General features: G+C 33.4%; 14 protein-coding genes. 9 read left to right on the top strand and 5 right to left on the bottom strand.

The window, feature by feature from the left end:
* Nucleotides 1-24 precede the first annotated feature (24 nt).
* Nucleotides 25-1,356 carry a tRNA (N(6)-L-threonylcarbamoyladenosine(37)-C(2))-methylthiotransferase MtaB gene (gene mtaB, locus ACFFVB_RS07415; RefSeq protein WP_382382080.1) on the top strand — a complete coding sequence of 444 codons (1,332 nt, stop codon included), beginning with the start codon at nucleotides 25-27 and terminating at the stop codon, nucleotides 1,354-1,356.
* Between the two features lie 41 nt (nucleotides 1,357-1,397).
* Here the strand turns inward: mtaB and ACFFVB_RS07410 are convergent, their stop codons facing one another.
* A complete protein-coding gene (locus ACFFVB_RS07410) occupies nucleotides 1,398-1,694 on the bottom strand; it encodes a GNAT family N-acetyltransferase (protein WP_382382079.1) in 297 nt (98 codons plus the stop codon).
* A gap of 129 nt (nucleotides 1,695-1,823) precedes the next feature.
* Between ACFFVB_RS07410 and ACFFVB_RS07405 the strand changes: the two genes are divergently transcribed.
* Nucleotides 1,824-2,498, top strand: a complete 675-nt coding sequence (locus tag ACFFVB_RS07405) for an alpha/beta hydrolase family protein (protein ID WP_382382078.1) — start codon at nucleotides 1,824-1,826, stop codon at nucleotides 2,496-2,498.
* 42 nt (nucleotides 2,499-2,540) lie between these two features.
* Entirely contained in the window at nucleotides 2,541-3,464 is a 924-nt protein-coding gene (locus tag ACFFVB_RS07400; RefSeq protein ID WP_382382077.1) for a lytic transglycosylase domain-containing protein, read from the top strand.
* Between the two features lie 71 nt (nucleotides 3,465-3,535).
* Here the strand turns inward: ACFFVB_RS07400 and ACFFVB_RS07395 are convergent, their stop codons facing one another.
* A complete protein-coding gene (locus ACFFVB_RS07395; RefSeq protein WP_382382076.1) occupies nucleotides 3,536-4,105 on the bottom strand; it encodes a DUF2892 domain-containing protein in 570 nt (189 codons plus the stop codon).
* Nucleotides 4,106-4,111: 6 nt separating this feature from the next.
* Nucleotides 4,112-4,990 (bottom strand): DUF6263 family protein, encoded by an 879-nt coding sequence (locus ACFFVB_RS07390; RefSeq protein WP_382382075.1) that lies wholly within the window; start codon nucleotides 4,988-4,990, stop codon nucleotides 4,112-4,114.
* A 167-nt stretch (nucleotides 4,991-5,157) separates the two neighbouring features.
* On the opposite strand from ACFFVB_RS07390, the gene rpmH reads away from it, so the two are divergent.
* Nucleotides 5,158-5,319: a 50S ribosomal protein L34 gene (gene rpmH, locus ACFFVB_RS07385; RefSeq protein ID WP_038527912.1), complete on the top strand. Its 162-nt coding sequence runs from the start codon at nucleotides 5,158-5,160 to the stop codon at nucleotides 5,317-5,319.
* Nucleotides 5,320-5,416: 97 nt separating this feature from the next.
* Complete coding sequence (gene carB / locus ACFFVB_RS07380) at nucleotides 5,417-8,269, top strand: carbamoyl-phosphate synthase large subunit (protein WP_382382074.1); 2,853 nt, start codon at nucleotides 5,417-5,419, stop codon at nucleotides 8,267-8,269.
* Between the two features lie 84 nt (nucleotides 8,270-8,353).
* On the opposite strand, the gene ACFFVB_RS07375 is transcribed toward carB, so the two are convergent.
* Both ACFFVB_RS07375 and pepT read right to left on the bottom strand, forming a co-directional pair.
* Nucleotides 8,354-8,989, bottom strand: a complete 636-nt coding sequence (locus ACFFVB_RS07375; protein ID WP_382382073.1) for a hypothetical protein — start codon at nucleotides 8,987-8,989, stop codon at nucleotides 8,354-8,356.
* Between the two features lie 326 nt (nucleotides 8,990-9,315).
* Entirely contained in the window at nucleotides 9,316-10,551 is a 1,236-nt protein-coding gene (gene pepT, locus ACFFVB_RS07370; protein ID WP_382382072.1) for a peptidase T, read from the bottom strand.
* A 101-nt stretch (nucleotides 10,552-10,652) separates the two neighbouring features.
* Here pepT and ACFFVB_RS07365 point away from each other — a divergent pair, with 101 nt between their 5' ends.
* From ACFFVB_RS07365 to ACFFVB_RS07350, 4 genes are all read left to right on the top strand, one after another.
* Nucleotides 10,653-11,687, top strand: coding sequence for a quinone-dependent dihydroorotate dehydrogenase (locus ACFFVB_RS07365; RefSeq protein ID WP_382382071.1), 1,035 nt, complete (start codon nucleotides 10,653-10,655; stop codon nucleotides 11,685-11,687).
* Nucleotides 11,688-11,691: 4 nt separating this feature from the next.
* The gene (locus ACFFVB_RS07360) at nucleotides 11,692-12,318 is read left to right on the top strand and encodes a LysE family translocator (protein ID WP_382382070.1); all 627 of its coding nucleotides are present in this window, start codon (nucleotides 11,692-11,694) and stop codon (nucleotides 12,316-12,318) included.
* 32 nt (nucleotides 12,319-12,350) lie between these two features.
* The gene (locus tag ACFFVB_RS07355) at nucleotides 12,351-13,214 is read left to right on the top strand and encodes a hydroxymethylglutaryl-CoA lyase (protein ID WP_382382069.1); all 864 of its coding nucleotides are present in this window, start codon (nucleotides 12,351-12,353) and stop codon (nucleotides 13,212-13,214) included.
* Nucleotides 13,215-13,303: 89 nt separating this feature from the next.
* A complete protein-coding gene (locus ACFFVB_RS07350) occupies nucleotides 13,304-16,063 on the top strand; it encodes an outer membrane beta-barrel protein (RefSeq protein ID WP_382382068.1) in 2,760 nt (919 codons plus the stop codon).
* Nucleotides 16,064-16,306: the final 243 nt, after the last annotated feature.

The following is a 16,306-nucleotide window of genomic DNA, read 5'->3' as shown; positions in this document are numbered from 1 at the left end:
TGCATTCTTTTTAGAAACAAAATTATGACTCGACAAAAAGTTGCTTTTTATACTTTAGGCTGTAAACTAAATTTTTCTGAGACCTCTACTATTGCAAGAGATTTTGAAAATGAAGGATTTGACCGTGTAGACTTTTCGGATCCTGCGGATATCTATGTGATTAATACCTGTTCTGTTACCGATAATGCAGACAAGCGTTTTAAAACGATTGTTAAGCAAGCGCAAAAAGTAAACCCGAAAGCATTTGTTGCTGCCGTTGGGTGTTATGCACAATTGAAACCACAAGAATTAGCAGATGTAGATGGCGTAGATTTGGTTCTTGGAGCGACAGAAAAATTTAAAATCACAGATTATTTAAACGATTTGTCTAAAAACGATTTTGGAGAAGTACATTCTTGCGAAATTGAAGAGGCCGATTTTTACGTTGGAAGTTATTCTATTGGAGACAGAACACGGGCTTTTTTAAAGGTTCAAGATGGTTGTGATTATAAGTGTACGTATTGTACAATTCCGTTGGCTAGAGGGATTTCTAGAAGTGATGAATTGGAGAATGTGCTTAAGAATGCCAAAGAAATTTCAGAAAAAGATATAAAAGAAATTGTGTTAACCGGAGTAAATATCGGGGATTACGGAAAAGGAGAGTTTGGTAATAAAAAACACGAACATACCTTTTTAGAATTAGTAAAGGGGTTGGATACTGTTGAAGGTATTGAACGTCTTCGTATTTCATCAATAGAACCTAATTTGCTTAAAAATGAGACTATAGATTTTGTTTCGAAAAGCAGAACCTTTGTGCCTCATTTTCATATTCCATTACAAAGTGGAAGTAACGAGATTCTTAAATTAATGAAGCGTCGTTATATGAAAGAATTGTATGTAGACCGCGTAAATAAAATTAAAACAGTCATGCCAGATGCCTGTATTGGAGTAGATGTTATTGTTGGGTTTCCAGGAGAGACAGATGAATTGTTTTTAGAAACCTTTCATTTTTTAAATGAATTAAACATTTCTTACTTACACGTATTTACGTATTCTGAACGTGATAATACAGAAGCAGCGAACATGAAAGGAATTGTTCCTAAAAACGTACGTAGTAAGCGAAGTAAAATGCTTCGTGGCTTATCGGTTAAAAAACGTAGAGCTTTTTACGAAAGTCAATTGGGAAGTTCACGAACGGTATTATTCGAGGGGGAAAATAAAGCAGGTTACATTCATGGTTTTACAGAAAATTATGTAAAAGTTAAAGCACCTTGGAATCCTGAATTAGTAAATACATTGCAGGACATTACTTTAACGAAAATAGACGAAGATGGTTTAGTTCGATTTGAATTTGTCAAAGCGAATGCATCAGCATAAAATTAAAAAGAGCCACTTTAAAGTGGCTCTTTTTATAATATTTAAATTCTTACTCCTATAGGTAGCATACTTCTATATTGTCTGTGTTTTCTAATAAATTTGACTATAGTAGGACAGGTAGGCATCATGCTTAAATTTCTTTCCTGAATATTTTCTAATACTAAGGTTATAAATCTGTCTCTAAATTCTTCATTGTCATGTTCTTCAGAGATAATAAATTTGGTTAAAAAAATCTTTCGTTCTTGGAGCGAGTATTCTATGATTGCTAAATCGTTGTCAATTTTGTATTCAAACTGACGTAAAAAATCGTTGTCTGTTACTTCTGCTGTTTCTATCATAATCATATTTTTAACGAACGTAGTAGTGGAAGGAAAATAGAATTCACTATTTTTGGATTTAATAAAAAACCTGTTGCAAATTTACGGAATTTTATTATACTATTATAGTATTTACTAGTTTAATACCTTATGAGTCAAGATATAATACATGTGTATTTTATGCCGGGAATGGCAGCAAATTCCTCAATTTTTGAATATATAGAATTGGCAGAAGATCGATTTAAAATACATTTGTTAGAATGGATTATTCCAGAACCGAAAGAAAGTTTGTCGGCATATGCAAAACGTATATGTAAAGAGATAAAGGAAGAAAACCCTGTTTTAGTGGGCGTGTCTTTTGGCGGAATTCTAGTACAAGAAATGAGCAAACATATAAAAACACGTAAAATTATTGTGATTTCGAGTGTGTTAACAAAGTATGAATTGCCTAAACGTATGAAATTGGCTAAAGCCACTAAAATGTATAAATTTTTGCCAACGCATTTGGTGCAAGATTTTGAAGCTTATGCTAAATACACTTTTGGAGATAAGGCAACAAAGCGCGTTAAACTATATAAAAAATATTTGTCTGTTCGTGATAAAAATTATTTGGACTGGGCAATAGAGCAAGTAGTGTGTTGGGAACAAAAGGAACCACTTCCAAATACCATTCATATTCATGGTAAAAAAGATGCCGTTTTCCCAATTCAATACATTACAGATTGTATCGCTATAGAAGGTGGTACACACATTATGATTTTAAACAAATTTAAATGGTTTAATGAAAACCTTCCCAAATTAATTTTAGGCGATAACGTGGCTTAGAATTTGATGTGAATTATTACTTTTAAACAAAACTAATTATATATGAAGCGTATCCAAAAAGGATTACTATTTGCCGGTGTATTGAGTGTGGTTGCATTATCGATAAATGCAGTTCAAGACCCAGGAACCGATGAGAATTTTGAAAAAAAACAATTAAACGATTATAATATATATGCCTTGCCAATGCCAGAAAAATTGGATTTTGCTGGTGAAGCTTTACCTTTAAACGATCCGGATGTTTACGAACGTATGGATCGTGAATTATTAGTTAATACCTATTGGCAGTCTAATGCTTTATTATTATTTAAACGTGCTAACAAATATTTCCCTGTTATAGAGCCTATTTTAAAGAAACATGGTATTCCAGACGATTTTAAATATTTAGCCGTCATAGAAAGTGGTTTAACAAATGCTGTTTCTCCAGCTGGCGCTCGTGGCTTTTGGCAAATTATGAAAGGTACAGGAAGAGATTTCGGATTGGAAATAAACGATAATGTCGATGAGCGTTATAATCTTATTAAAGCCACAGAGGTGGCTTGTGAGTATTTAAAAAAATCTAAAGCACAATTAGGAACTTGGACAGAGGCAGCAGCTGCATATAATGCAGGGAATAGAGGAATAACTTCGCGATTAGAAAAGCAAGATGTCGATGAATATTACGATTTATTACTTGGAGAAGAAACTGGGCGTTATGTATTTAGAATTGTAGCTTTAAAAGAGATTATGAATAATCCGTTAAAGTATGGCTTTAATTTTAGAGACAAGGATTTGTATAATTTAGTGCCATCTTATACGGTCGATGTGGATACTGCAGTAGCAGATTTTGCAAGTTTTGCGAAAGGTTTCGATATTAATTACAAGATTTTAAAGATCCATAATCCATGGTTAAGAGAACCGTTTTTAAATAATAGTTCAAGAAAATTATATAAGATCGAAATTCCTAACAAAGGATTTTACAAAAAGTAGAACAGTACAGTAAAAGAAAACGGCGTTGAATTAGAAATTCAACGCCGTTTTTTTATGTTTTTAAAGGAAATCTATCGTCTTCCTCCTCGAGGTTGTTTGTGCCCTCCAAAATGCTGATTAGGGGCTTGTGCGCGCTTCATGTTTTCCTTCATCATCTTTATTTGATCGGTTAACATGCCTTGCTTGTCTAATTTCTGAGCTTCAGACAATAATTTTGTTGCTTCTTGCTTTCTACGTTTAGATAATGCTATTCCTGCTAAACTTAATTTTGCCATAGCTAAATCGTGATCCATATTTAAGCCTAATTCAACAGCTTTCTTTAAATATTTTTCAGATTCATTCATATTCGTTTGAGAAATCATAATCCCATGAAGATAGTTGTAATATCCTTGTTGCTTTGCAACTAAAGCCGTTTCTGGATTTTTAATTTTGTTTAGCCATTTCGTCGAACCTTCAAAATCTTGCTTACGAAGCTTCATAAAAGCTAGTAAAATAAATTCATTTTTAAAATATAAAAAGATGAAAATGGTTGAAAGTAAGATTAGCATGATACCGTTTCCAATGTTTCCTTCGATAAACTGAAAGACAGCGTATGCAATAATTAAACCGGCGATTACTAATTTTAAGTTCTTGTTGTACATAATTATTTATTTAATTTTATAAGTTGTTGTAGATGTTATTTTTGTTGGATTATTCTGCGATTCATTTAAATCGGATGCATTGCTGGCTTCAGCATTTACAGTCATTTCATTAATAAAACCTGTCTTTTTATCTGCTATAACCACGATGTTTTGTTTCCCCTTTAAGAGCAGATTAGAAAACTCGTCTTCAATTATCATGCTTAAAGTAGATTGGGCATTTAAAACAATGGTATCTGTTATTTTTTCAAGTTTCCATGTGTTTATAGCATTTATTTCTCCTGTATATTCATTAGTCCAAGTGTCTCCGATACTTACCTTTTGTTTTGGATAAATATGTGTGAGTTGCTCAAAACTTTTCGATAAAGACTCGTTGCCAAATTCAGATTTCATCGATTCGATCATGAGTTGTTTCGTAAATTCGTCTTGTACTCCAGACAGATTAATCATGTTACTAATCATTTTTTCTGCCCCACTAACACGGATAATTTTACCTGAATTAGACATTACTATTTCTAATTCAGAATTGGTTAAGCCTCCAAATATTTTTCCTTCAGTATCTGCCTCATTTACGGGCTTGTCGGTATCTACATCTACCATAACTCCGAATTTATTAGAGGTTGTTTTAAGTTTAAACTGATTAAAATGAAACGTAAAGGTATAGGTGCTGTCTGTTTTATCTGAAACTTTAAAGGTGTAGTTCTCTTCGAGATTATTTATTATTTTATGTGCGCTACCTTGCTCGTGTCTAACTATGTTTTGAGTCGCTTTCTGAAGAATCGTTATGCTGTCTCCTATATTTAGGCGATATTGCAATACGGATTGGGCAGATGTAGTAAAAGAACCTATAAAGGTTACCACTAATATCTTAAGAAAAAATCGAATCATTTGTACTCTATATTTGACTCTACAAAGAAACTAAAAATTTTACTAAAAAATATTTTTAAAATAAGGTTTGTGTAATAAAAAAGTCTTTGTATATTTGCCCGCAGTTTTGAAGAAACCATCAAGACTTCGTTTAGATAGAATATTGAAGATTTTAAAGATACAAGACAATGAGTAAAAGAACGTTTCAACCATCAAAAAGAAAGAGAAGAAACAAGCACGGTTTTAGAGAAAGAATGGCTTCTGCCAATGGTAGAAAAGTCCTAGCACGTAGACGTGCTAAAGGAAGAAAGAAACTGTCTGTATCTTCTGAGTCAAGACATAAAAAATAATGATATCAATGTGTTGATATATAAAGGTGTTACTATACGTAGCGCCTTTTTTTATATCTAGTTTATAATTACTTTAGCAATCTCTTAATATAATACAATGCCAAAAAATCCAAAGCTAAAATCTATTCTTATCATAGGGTCTGGACCAATTGTAATTGGGCAAGCCTGTGAATTCGATTATTCAGGAACTCAAGCCTTAAGATCGCTTCGCGAGGACGGAATAGAAACCGTGTTAATCAATTCGAATCCAGCAACTATTATGACCGACCCTTCTATGGCCGATCACGTATATTTGTTGCCGTTAACTACAAAATCGATTGTAAAAATCCTTGAAGAGCATCCTCATATTGATGCTGTTTTACCTACTATGGGTGGGCAAACAGCACTTAATTTATGTATTGAGGCCGATGAAAAAGGAATTTGGAAAGATTTTGGTGTAGATATTATAGGTGTTAATATTGATGCTATCAATATTACAGAAGATAGAGAGCAATTTAGAGAGTTGATGCTTAAAATTGGTATTCCAATGGCACCACAAGCAACAGCTACATCTTACCTAAAAGGTAAAGAAATTGCACAAGAATTTGGTTTCCCTTTAATTATTAGAGCATCTTACACCTTAGGTGGTGCAGGTGCATCTTTTGTATATAAAGAAGAAGACTTCGACGAATTATTAACCCGCGGATTAGAGATTTCTCCTATTCATGAGGTTATGATTGATAAAGCTTTAATAGGCTGGAAAGAGTACGAGTTAGAGTTACTTAGAGACGCAAATGATAATGTTGTTATTATTTGTTCTATTGAAAATATGGATCCTATCGGAATTCATACTGGAGATTCTATTACAGTAGCTCCAGCAATGACGCTTAGTGATAAAACATATCAAAAAATGCGTGATATGGCTATCCATATGATGCGTAATATCGGAGATTTTGCAGGAGGTTGTAACGTGCAATTTGCCGTTTCTCCAGACGAAAAGGAAGATATTATCGCTATCGAGATTAACCCTCGTGTATCGCGTTCTTCTGCTTTAGCATCAAAAGCAACGGGTTATCCTATTGCTAAAATAGCTGCTAAACTAGCTATTGGATATCATTTAGATGAATTAAATAATCAAATCACAAAATCTACTTCGGCTTTATTCGAACCGACTTTAGATTATGTAATCGTGAAAATACCGCGTTGGAATTTTGATAAATTCGAAGGTTCAGACAGAACTTTAGGACTTCAAATGAAATCTGTTGGAGAAGTTATGGGAATTGGACGTTCGTTCCAAGAAGCACTTCACAAAGCAACGCAATCTCTAGAGATTAAACGTAACGGTTTAGGTGCCGATGGTAAAGAAAATAAAGATTACAATCAGATTATCGAGAAGCTAACACATGCTTCTTGGGATCGTGTCTTTATTATTTACGATGCAATCGAAATGGGAATCCCATTAAGTAGAATTCATGAAATCACAAAAATAGACATGTGGTTCTTAAAGCAATATGAAGAATTACATATGCTTAAAAATGAAATCTCTACGTTTAAAATCGACAACATTCAAAAAGATTTGCTTTTAGAAGCAAAACAAAAAGGATACGGAGACAGACAAATAGCACACATGTTGGGCTGTTTAGAAAGTCAAGTTTATAATAAGCGTGAAGAATTAGGTGTAAATCGTGTTTACAAATTAGTAGATACGTGTGCAGCAGAATTCCAAGCGAAAACACCATATTACTATTCTACTTTCGAAAGTGATGTAGAAACTGCCGATGGTAATCGTTACGCAGATAACGAAAGTGTTGTTACAGATAAAAAGAAAGTTATTGTTTTAGGTTCAGGACCAAACCGTATCGGACAAGGAATCGAGTTCGATTACTGTTGTGTTCACGGTGTACTGGCAGCTGCAGAATGTGGTTACGAAACCATCATGATTAACTGTAACCCTGAAACCGTATCTACAGATTTCGATACAGCCGATAAATTATACTTCGAGCCTGTATTCTGGGAACATATTTACGACATAATTAAGCATGAAAAGCCAGAAGGTGTTATTGTTCAGTTAGGTGGTCAAACGGCCTTAAAACTTGCTGAAAAATTAACCAAGTACGGTGTTAAGATATTAGGAACTAGTTTCGAAGCTTTAGATTTAGCTGAAGATCGCGGATTGTTCTCTAATATGTTAAAAGAAAATAATATTCCTTATCCAGAGTTTGATATTGCAACTACAGCAGATGAAGCTTCTGCAATAGCAGATAAACTAGACTTTCCTATATTAGTACGTCCATCGTACGTTCTTGGAGGTCAAGGGATGAAAATTGTAATTAATAAAGAAGAACTTGAAAAACACGTTGTAGATTTATTAAGCACAATGCCAGGAAATCAATTACTTCTGGATCACTATTTAGATGGAGCGATAGAAGCTGAAGCCGATGCGATTTGCGATGGTGAAAATGTATACATTATCGGAATTATGGAGCATATCGAACCTTGTGGAATCCACTCGGGAGATAGTAACGCGTTGCTACCACCTTTTACATTAGGTGACTTGGTAATGGAACAAATTAAAGACCATACTAAGAAAATTGCATTAGCTCTAAATACTGTTGGTTTAATAAATATTCAGTTCGCCGTAAAAGACGACTTAGTATATATTATCGAAGCGAATCCTAGAGCATCTCGTACGGTTCCATTTATAGCGAAAGCTTACGGAGAACCATATGTAAACTATGCAACAAAGGTGATGTTAGGAGAGAAAAAGGTAACCGATTTTGACTTTAAGCCAGAATTAAAAGGATATGCGATTAAGCAACCTGTATTCTCTTTTAATAAATTCCATAAAGTAAATAAGAAACTAGGACCTGAGATGAAAAGTACAGGAGAAAGTATCTTGTTTATAGATAACTTAAGAGACGACGAGTTTTACAATATTTACTCGCGAAGAAGAATGTATTTAAATAAATAATAAATACGTTTAGATATAAAAAAAATCCTTCCAATATATATTGGAAGGATTTTTTTATGCTTTAAATCGTGCTTAATTTTAAGCCTATATAGCGCCTCCGCTTTTAAGAACAATATATGCAAGCGGGATTGTTATTGCTAACATGATTAAAACCGGCTTAGCCCAGTCTAATCTATTATATTCAATAGTTTTACCAAGATATTTGTTCCAGAAATATTCGGTTAAAATATAACCTCCAAGTACATTAGCTATCAGTGCAATATTAGGATCTAAATTAAATGATGTTATTAAAATAACAGGAACAAAAAGGTAGCATACGCTAAATAACAATACAAGCTTTCGTGCTTTGGAATGCCCTGTTTTCTTAAAGTTCGCCATTAATAATACACTTCCAAAAAGGGTAGAGAATAAAATTGAAATAACAAAAATGAATCTTTTAGAGTATAAATCGGGTAACGATTTGGCGCTAGATTTAGCATCTGCCGTAAACGTTGTGGTAGGAGTTGGTATGTTTAAAATAATTTTTTCCTTAGCCACGTTATCAGCCATTAAAGTGGTGTGAGCGGCATTAATAGCTTCCGTATTTACACCTCTACTTTTTAAAATATCTAAAGCGGTTAATCGCGCTTCGTTGGTATATACATCTTCATTAAAACTAATAGCTTCAAGCTCATCATTAGTCATTTTATTAAATCGGTATACGAATATATTATCGGTCATTTTGTTGTTTAAAGTGTTGCGATTTTTGACTGCAAAATACTTGCCAAGATGCATAAGGTCATGCTTATTATGCTTTTTATATTGGTGTACCTTTTTCTAAATATACTTAGCGCAAAATCGTATTGTAAATATACCACTATTTTTTTCGGAATGTAAATCCCTTAATCTGTTAAGTCGAAGATTGTTTAATAAAAAACGCCTGATGAGTAGTTAAAAATCATCAGACGTTATATTTGGGCGTTACCTAAAGGTCGCGCTTTTCGTTATATCTTTTTTAGCCATTTATAAAAGCTAAAAAAGGATGCCACTGCTATCGCTAACGCAAATTATTGTTTCGCAGTAAGTTCGGCAATCTTACAAATTACTTCGGTGGCTTTAATCATGCTTTCTACAGGTACGTATTCATAACGACCATGAAAATTATGTCCGCCAGCGAAAATGTTAGGACAAGGTAATCCCATGTAGCTTAACTGAGAACCATCTGTACCACCACGAATGGCTTTTATATTTGGTGTAATCCCAACTTGTTTCATGGCTTCTTCAGCAAGATCAACAATATGCATTACAGGCTCTACCTTTTCTTTCATATTAAAATATTGATCTTTAATTTCGACAGAAACGACTTTACGACCATATTGCGTATTCAACTCATCGGTTAATTTTTGCATCATGTCTTTACGTGCTTCAAAATGTTCTTTATCGTGATCGCGAATAATATATTTTAAAACAGTACTATCTACTTCACCATTAATATCGGTTAAATGGAAGAATCCTTGGTAACCTTCAGTATGTTCAGGTGTTTCTAATCGCGGTAAAGAGTTTATAAATTCCGTAGCGATATACATAGAATTCACCATTTTTCCTTTCGCATATCCTGGATGAACAATTTTACCTTCTACAGTTACAACTGCTCCTGCAGCATTAAAATTTTCGTATTCTAGTTCTCCAATCTCACTTCCATCCATAGTGTAAGCCCATGCTGCTCCAAATTTGTCTACATCAAATTTATGAGCGCCACGACCAATTTCTTCATCTGGTGTAAAACCTACACGAATTTTTCCATGTTTAATTTCAGGATGTTGCACTAAATATTCCATTGCCGTAACAATTTCAGTAATTCCAGCTTTGTCGTCTGCGCCTAAAAGCGTGGTCCCATCGGTGGTAATTAATGTTTGTCCTTTATATAAAAGTAAATCTTCGAAATAATCGGGCGATAAAATAATGTCTAATTCTTTATTAAGAATGATATCTTTTCCGTCGTAATTTTCTACAAATTGAGGTTTTACGTTAGCTCCAGAAAAATCTGGAGAGGTATCGAAATGAGAAATAAATCCTATAGTTGGTACATCGTGATCTACATTACTAGGTAGTGTAGCCATAATATAAGCGTTTTCATCTATGGAAACATCCTCTAATCCAATGGTTTTTAATTCTTCGGCAAGTGCATTAGCAAGATCCCACTGTTTTTCTGTACTCGGGGTTGCATTACTTTCTGGATCCGACTCTGTATCTACAGTTATATAACTTACAAAACGGTCTATTAGGTGCTGTTTATTTATCATGAGGACTTAGATTTTGAACAAAAATACTATTATTAATTATTTATGCTTTTTGAATTGTAGGATTTTTTAATTAAAAGTATTTTTGCATAAATAAATCATCCATGTATAAATTATTAATTCGCCCTTTATTCTTTTCTTTTGACCCCGAAAAAGTACATCACTTTACATTTTCTATGGTACGATTTCTTTCTAAAATCCCATTAGTACCAAGTTTATTTAGAGCATTATTTGTTGTTGAAGATCAGAAATTAGAGCGCGAAGTATTTGGATTAAAATTTAAAAACCCAGTGGGATTAGCGGCAGGTTTCGATAAGAATGCTGTCTTGTATAACGAGCTGGCAAATTTTGGGTTTGGTTTTATAGAAATTGGGACGGTAACTCCAATTCCTCAAGAAGGAAATCCTAAAAAACGTATTTTTAGATTGATTGAAGACCAAGGATTAATTAACCGAATGGGCTTTAATAATGAAGGTGTTGAAACCGCGATTACGCAACTTAAAAAAAATAAAGGTAAAATCCTTATTGGAGGAAATATTGGTAAAAACACACAAACCACACCAGAAAATTATACGGCAGATTATGTAACCTGTTTTAATTTATTACATCCATATGTCGATTATTTTGTACTTAACGTGAGTTGTCCAAACGTAGGAAGCCATGCTAAACTAAACGATAAAGATTATCTGTTGGAATTAATTAGCACTGTTAAGACAGCGAATAAAACCTTTGGTAAAGAAAAACCAATTCTTCTTAAAATTGCTCCAGATTTAAACGATGTTCAACTCGATGAAATTATCGATATAGTTAACGAAACACAACTTGATGGCGTTATAGCCTCGAATACTTCTGTAGATCGTAGTGATTTAAAAGCAAGAAAATCTCAGCTTGAGGCTATTGGAAATGGTGGATTAAGTGGACAGCCTGTTAAAGAAAAAAGCACAAAAGTAATTAAGTACTTAAGTGAAAAAAGTAACAAAGCATTTCCGATTATTGGAGTGGGAGGGATTCATTCTGCCGAAGATGCCTTGGAGAAATTAGATGCTGGTGCGACTTTAGTTCAGATTTATACTGGATTTATTTACGAAGGGCCAGCGCTTATTAAAACCATTAACAAGGCTATTTTAAAACGTAACTAAGCTTTTGAATATAGATATATTAATATCATTTGCTATCGCAACATCTATTTTGGCTATTGCCCCTGGTCCAGATAATATTTATGTGTTAATGCAAAGTATAACCAATGGGAAATCGTTTGGAATGGCTACTGTTTTTGGATTAATTTCTGGGTGTTTAGTGCATACTACACTGGTTGCTTTTGGAGTTTCTGCCATTATAAAATCATCGGAATCTATTTTCTTTTTTATAAAATTATTAGGGGCATCTTATTTACTATATCTCGCTTATAAGGTTTATAAAAGTGATGCAGAAGTGTTACTAAGTACTCAAAATGTTCAAGATAAAACGTGGCCTCAGTTGTTTAAGCAGGGCTTTATCATGAATGTTTTAAATCCGAAAGTGTCTATTTTCTTTCTTGCATTTTTCCCTGGGTTTTTATTTAGTAGTACATTGAGTACGGTGAAACAATTTTATATTTTGGGCTTTATTTTTATGGGGGTTTCATTCGTGATTTTTTCAATTTTAGCAATTTTAGCGGGTTCAATATCAGAATATATAAAGCAACATAAAGGCGTCGGACCATTCTTAAAATGGATGCAAGTCGTTGTATTTACGGGTATTGCAATATTCATCTTAATTTCAGAAAAATAATAGTATTTTTATAGTCTAAACGCTAATAATTAATGGCAAACGGTGTAAAAGTAATAGAGTGTCCGCGCGATGCGATGCAAGGTATAAAAGCCTTTATTCCAACCGAGCGTAAAGTACAATACATTCAATCGCTTTTGCGAGTGGGGTACGATACTATAGATTTTGGTAGTTTTGTATCGCCTAAAGCCATACCACAAATGTGTGATACAGCCGAAGTACTTTCGCGGTTAGATCTATCTAAAACAACGAGTAAACTGCTCGCTATTGTGGCTAATACGCGTGGTGCAGAAGAGGCTTCTAGCCATAAGAATATTGATTACTTAGGTTATCCATTTTCTATCTCAGAAAACTTTCAAATGCGTAATACCCATAAAACCATTGCAGAATCGGTCGAAACATTACATGAGATTTTAAATATCGCAGATCAGCGCAATAAAGAAGTGGTCGTATATATTTCCATGGGATTTGGAAACCCATATGGAGACCCTTGGAATGTAGATGTTGTTGCTAATTGGACAGAACGATTAAGTGCTATGGGTGTGAAAATATTATCGTTAAGTGATACTGTAGGATCTTCGACACCAGAAACAATTGACTATTTATTTTCAAATTTAATTCCAAAATATACAAATATCGAATTTGGTGCACATTTACACACAACACCAAATTTGTGGTTCGAGAAAGTAGATGCCGCTTATAAAGCAGGCTGCAAACGGTTCGATGGAGCGATTCAAGGATTTGGAGGTTGCCCAATGGCAAAAGACGAACTTACTGGAAATATGCCAACCGAAAAACTCCTATCTTATTTTACAGTGAAAAAACAAAATCCGTTAAATGCATTGAGTTTTGAAAGTGCATATAATGAAGCCACTAAAATTTTCAAAATCTATCATTAACTGTTTCTTTAAGTTTTATTTAACATTTAGAGGTTAAACATTTTGAAGTTGGTTAGGTCTAACCGTTAAACCTAACCATATTAGATATTTTGAAAAAACTACTACTAGTCTTAATTTTATTATCCTTTTCAGGATCATTATTTGCACAAAAGTTCACTTTAGAGGGTGTTGTAAAAGATAAAGATTTAACCGGCTTGGAAGGTGCAACTGTTTATTTGCAAAGTATACAAGACAGTATTCCCATATCCTACGGTATTACTAATAAAAATGGTGAATTCTCATTTCAGGTAAACACCGAAGACGATTCTAAAGCGATTCTTAATGTTGCATATATGGGATATAAACCTTTTATGATGGATATTAATGTGCCTACCGGAAAGGAATTAAATGTGGGTGTTGTCACCATCGAAGAACAGATCGAAGAATTAAACGTGGTGTCTATAATAGCGCAAGCGCCACCGGTATTAATTAAGAAAGATACTGTTGAGTATAATGCCGATAGTTTTAAAACCTTACCAAACGATAAAGCAGAAGATCTACTAAAAAAGTTACCAGGTATCGAAATTGATACAGATGGAAATATAACCATGAATGGTATTGAAGTCGAGGCTATTAACGTAGATGGGATGGCTTTTTTTGGTGAAAAAAATGGAGATATCGCATTAAAAAATCTACCTAGTAATGTGATTAGTAAAGTTCAGGTTACAGATTATAAAACTAATAATCAGAAATTTACAGGTGAAGAATCAGATTCTGGAACTAAAGAAATAAACCTTACTATTAAAAAAGGAAAAAACAGAGCCACTTTTGGAGATGTGAAAGTAGGATATGGAACCGATGAGAAATACCAAGCTAATGCGAATATCTTTAAGCTTATTGAAGGTAAACAATTAGGACTTATTGGTGGAACCAACAACATTAACATGACAAAAGGTTTTAATGCCCTACCAGACACGGACACTAGTAGTGGTTATATAGAATCGGATTTTATCGGAGCTAATTTTAGCAAAGGAAAGTGGAATGAGACACGTATAAATGGTAATTACAGATATAGTGCTCAAAGTAATAATAGAGAACAAATAAGCCATACCGAGAATTTTTTACCCGACCTTAATTATACCACAGATTCTGAAAGCAAAAGTATTAGCGATTCAGACAGTCATAAAGCAGGAGGGGATTTAAAGTTTATTATACCTCCAAAAAACAAGCTTTCTAATAATAAAGTCCAAATATCTAACGAGATCAATGTAGTTACAAGTAGTTCAGAATCTGGGTCGTTAACAAATAAAAAATCGGAGTACACCAATGGCGATTTAGTGAGTGATTATTATTCTGAAAATCAATCACAATCAGATGATTATAACATAAATAACGAATTTAGCGTAACTACAGTTACAGGTAAAAGAGATTATTTAAATATGGCAATCGGTACCGATTTTGCAAAAGGGAATTCGGATAGTGAAAATTATTCTGAAAATTATATCGAAAGACAAAACACTACAATTGTTCAAGATCAAATAAATACTACAGATACTTACAGCAGTAATATAGGGTTACGCGTGTTTTGGAGTAAGGAATTGTTTACTAATTTTAGGATTATGCCTAGATATACAGCGAGTATAAATTCTCAAGAAAACGAAAAACTTATTTATGACTTTGATGAAGTTGAAGACGATTATAGCGATTTTAACGACATTCTAAGTTCCGATAGTAAATACTCTACCACAACGATTAGACCTGCTTTAAGATTGCGTTACGAGTATCGTGATTTCCGTTTCGAACTAGAAGGAGGTTACACAAATACATATAGAAACTATACTGATAAATTGGTTGAAGCTCGCGATTTTAAAGCAGATTTTGAGTATGCAACGTATTCAGGAAGAATTCGATACCGTGATGAAAATGGCTATAAAAACATTAACCTAGATTATAATCAGAGTGTGAATTTGCCATCTGTTAGTCAGTTACAACCCGTTTTAGACGAAAGTAATATCACTCATATTCTTATTGGTAACCCGTTTTTAGAGCCGGAGGTAAATCATAATATAAATTTTCAATACCAAAATAACCTAGCTTATAATAATATTAATATCTCAGGAAATCTTAGAGCAAATTTTGTTCAAGATAAAATTATTAGCTCTACAATTACAGACGAGGATTTAATTAAGTACACGACTTACGATAATATTGATGGAGATTATTCTTATACAGGAAACGTCGCTGTATCAAAATCTTTTTATAATAAAAAGACCAACATGAATATAAATGCGCGTTTGAATGGTTCTTATAAGAATTCCTTATCGATACAAAATGGGATTGAGTTTTCTGGTAAAACTACAAACATAAGACCATCTCTATCGTTTAAATATTCGTACGACGATAAGTTAGATCTTAGTGCATCTTATAGTTATTCATCAACAGATATTGTTTATGATACCGATCAATTTAGCGATAATGAATACTTTGTTCAAAATGTAGATTTTGAATCGTCTATATTTTTTCTTAAAAATGTATTCTTATCTAATAAAGTATCTTACCGCTATAATAGTCGTGTAGGTGATGAATTTGATGGTGATGCTATTTTTTGGAACGCAGGATTGGGTATCGAATTATGGGACAATAAAGCAACTCTAACCCTTGTAGGTTACGATATGCTTGGCAAAAATAACGGGTATAGACGCTCGGTTACAGAAACCTACATTCAAGATGTTGAAAGTAATATTTTAGAGCAATATTTTATGTTAAACTTTACCTATAAATTTGGAAGTTTTGCAGGACAGAAAATGAATGTTAGTGGCAGTCGTCAACAACGAGGAGGTAGTTCTCGTGGTGGTGGCGGAAGACGATAAATCTTAATACTATTAAAGAAACACCAATTTCGAAAAGTTTAATAAACGAGTAGAAATTGGTGTTTTTTATAATAAAAGAGCCAGATATCCCTTATTAAAAGGTGTAAATCATATGCGTTACACCTTCTTTTAATGAGTTATACACACTTGCACGAAATTCCCTAAACCTATTGAAAGTAAGTCTAAACAGGATTATCGATGAATTATAGGTATTTATGTTTGAAAAATAAGTTAGCTTTTTTT

The sequence above is a fragment of the Formosa undariae genome, from assembly GCF_042427615.1.
Lineage (GTDB): Bacteria > Bacteroidota > Bacteroidia > Flavobacteriales > Flavobacteriaceae > Formosa > Formosa undariae.
This window is presented reverse-complemented; position numbering and strand designations above follow the sequence as displayed.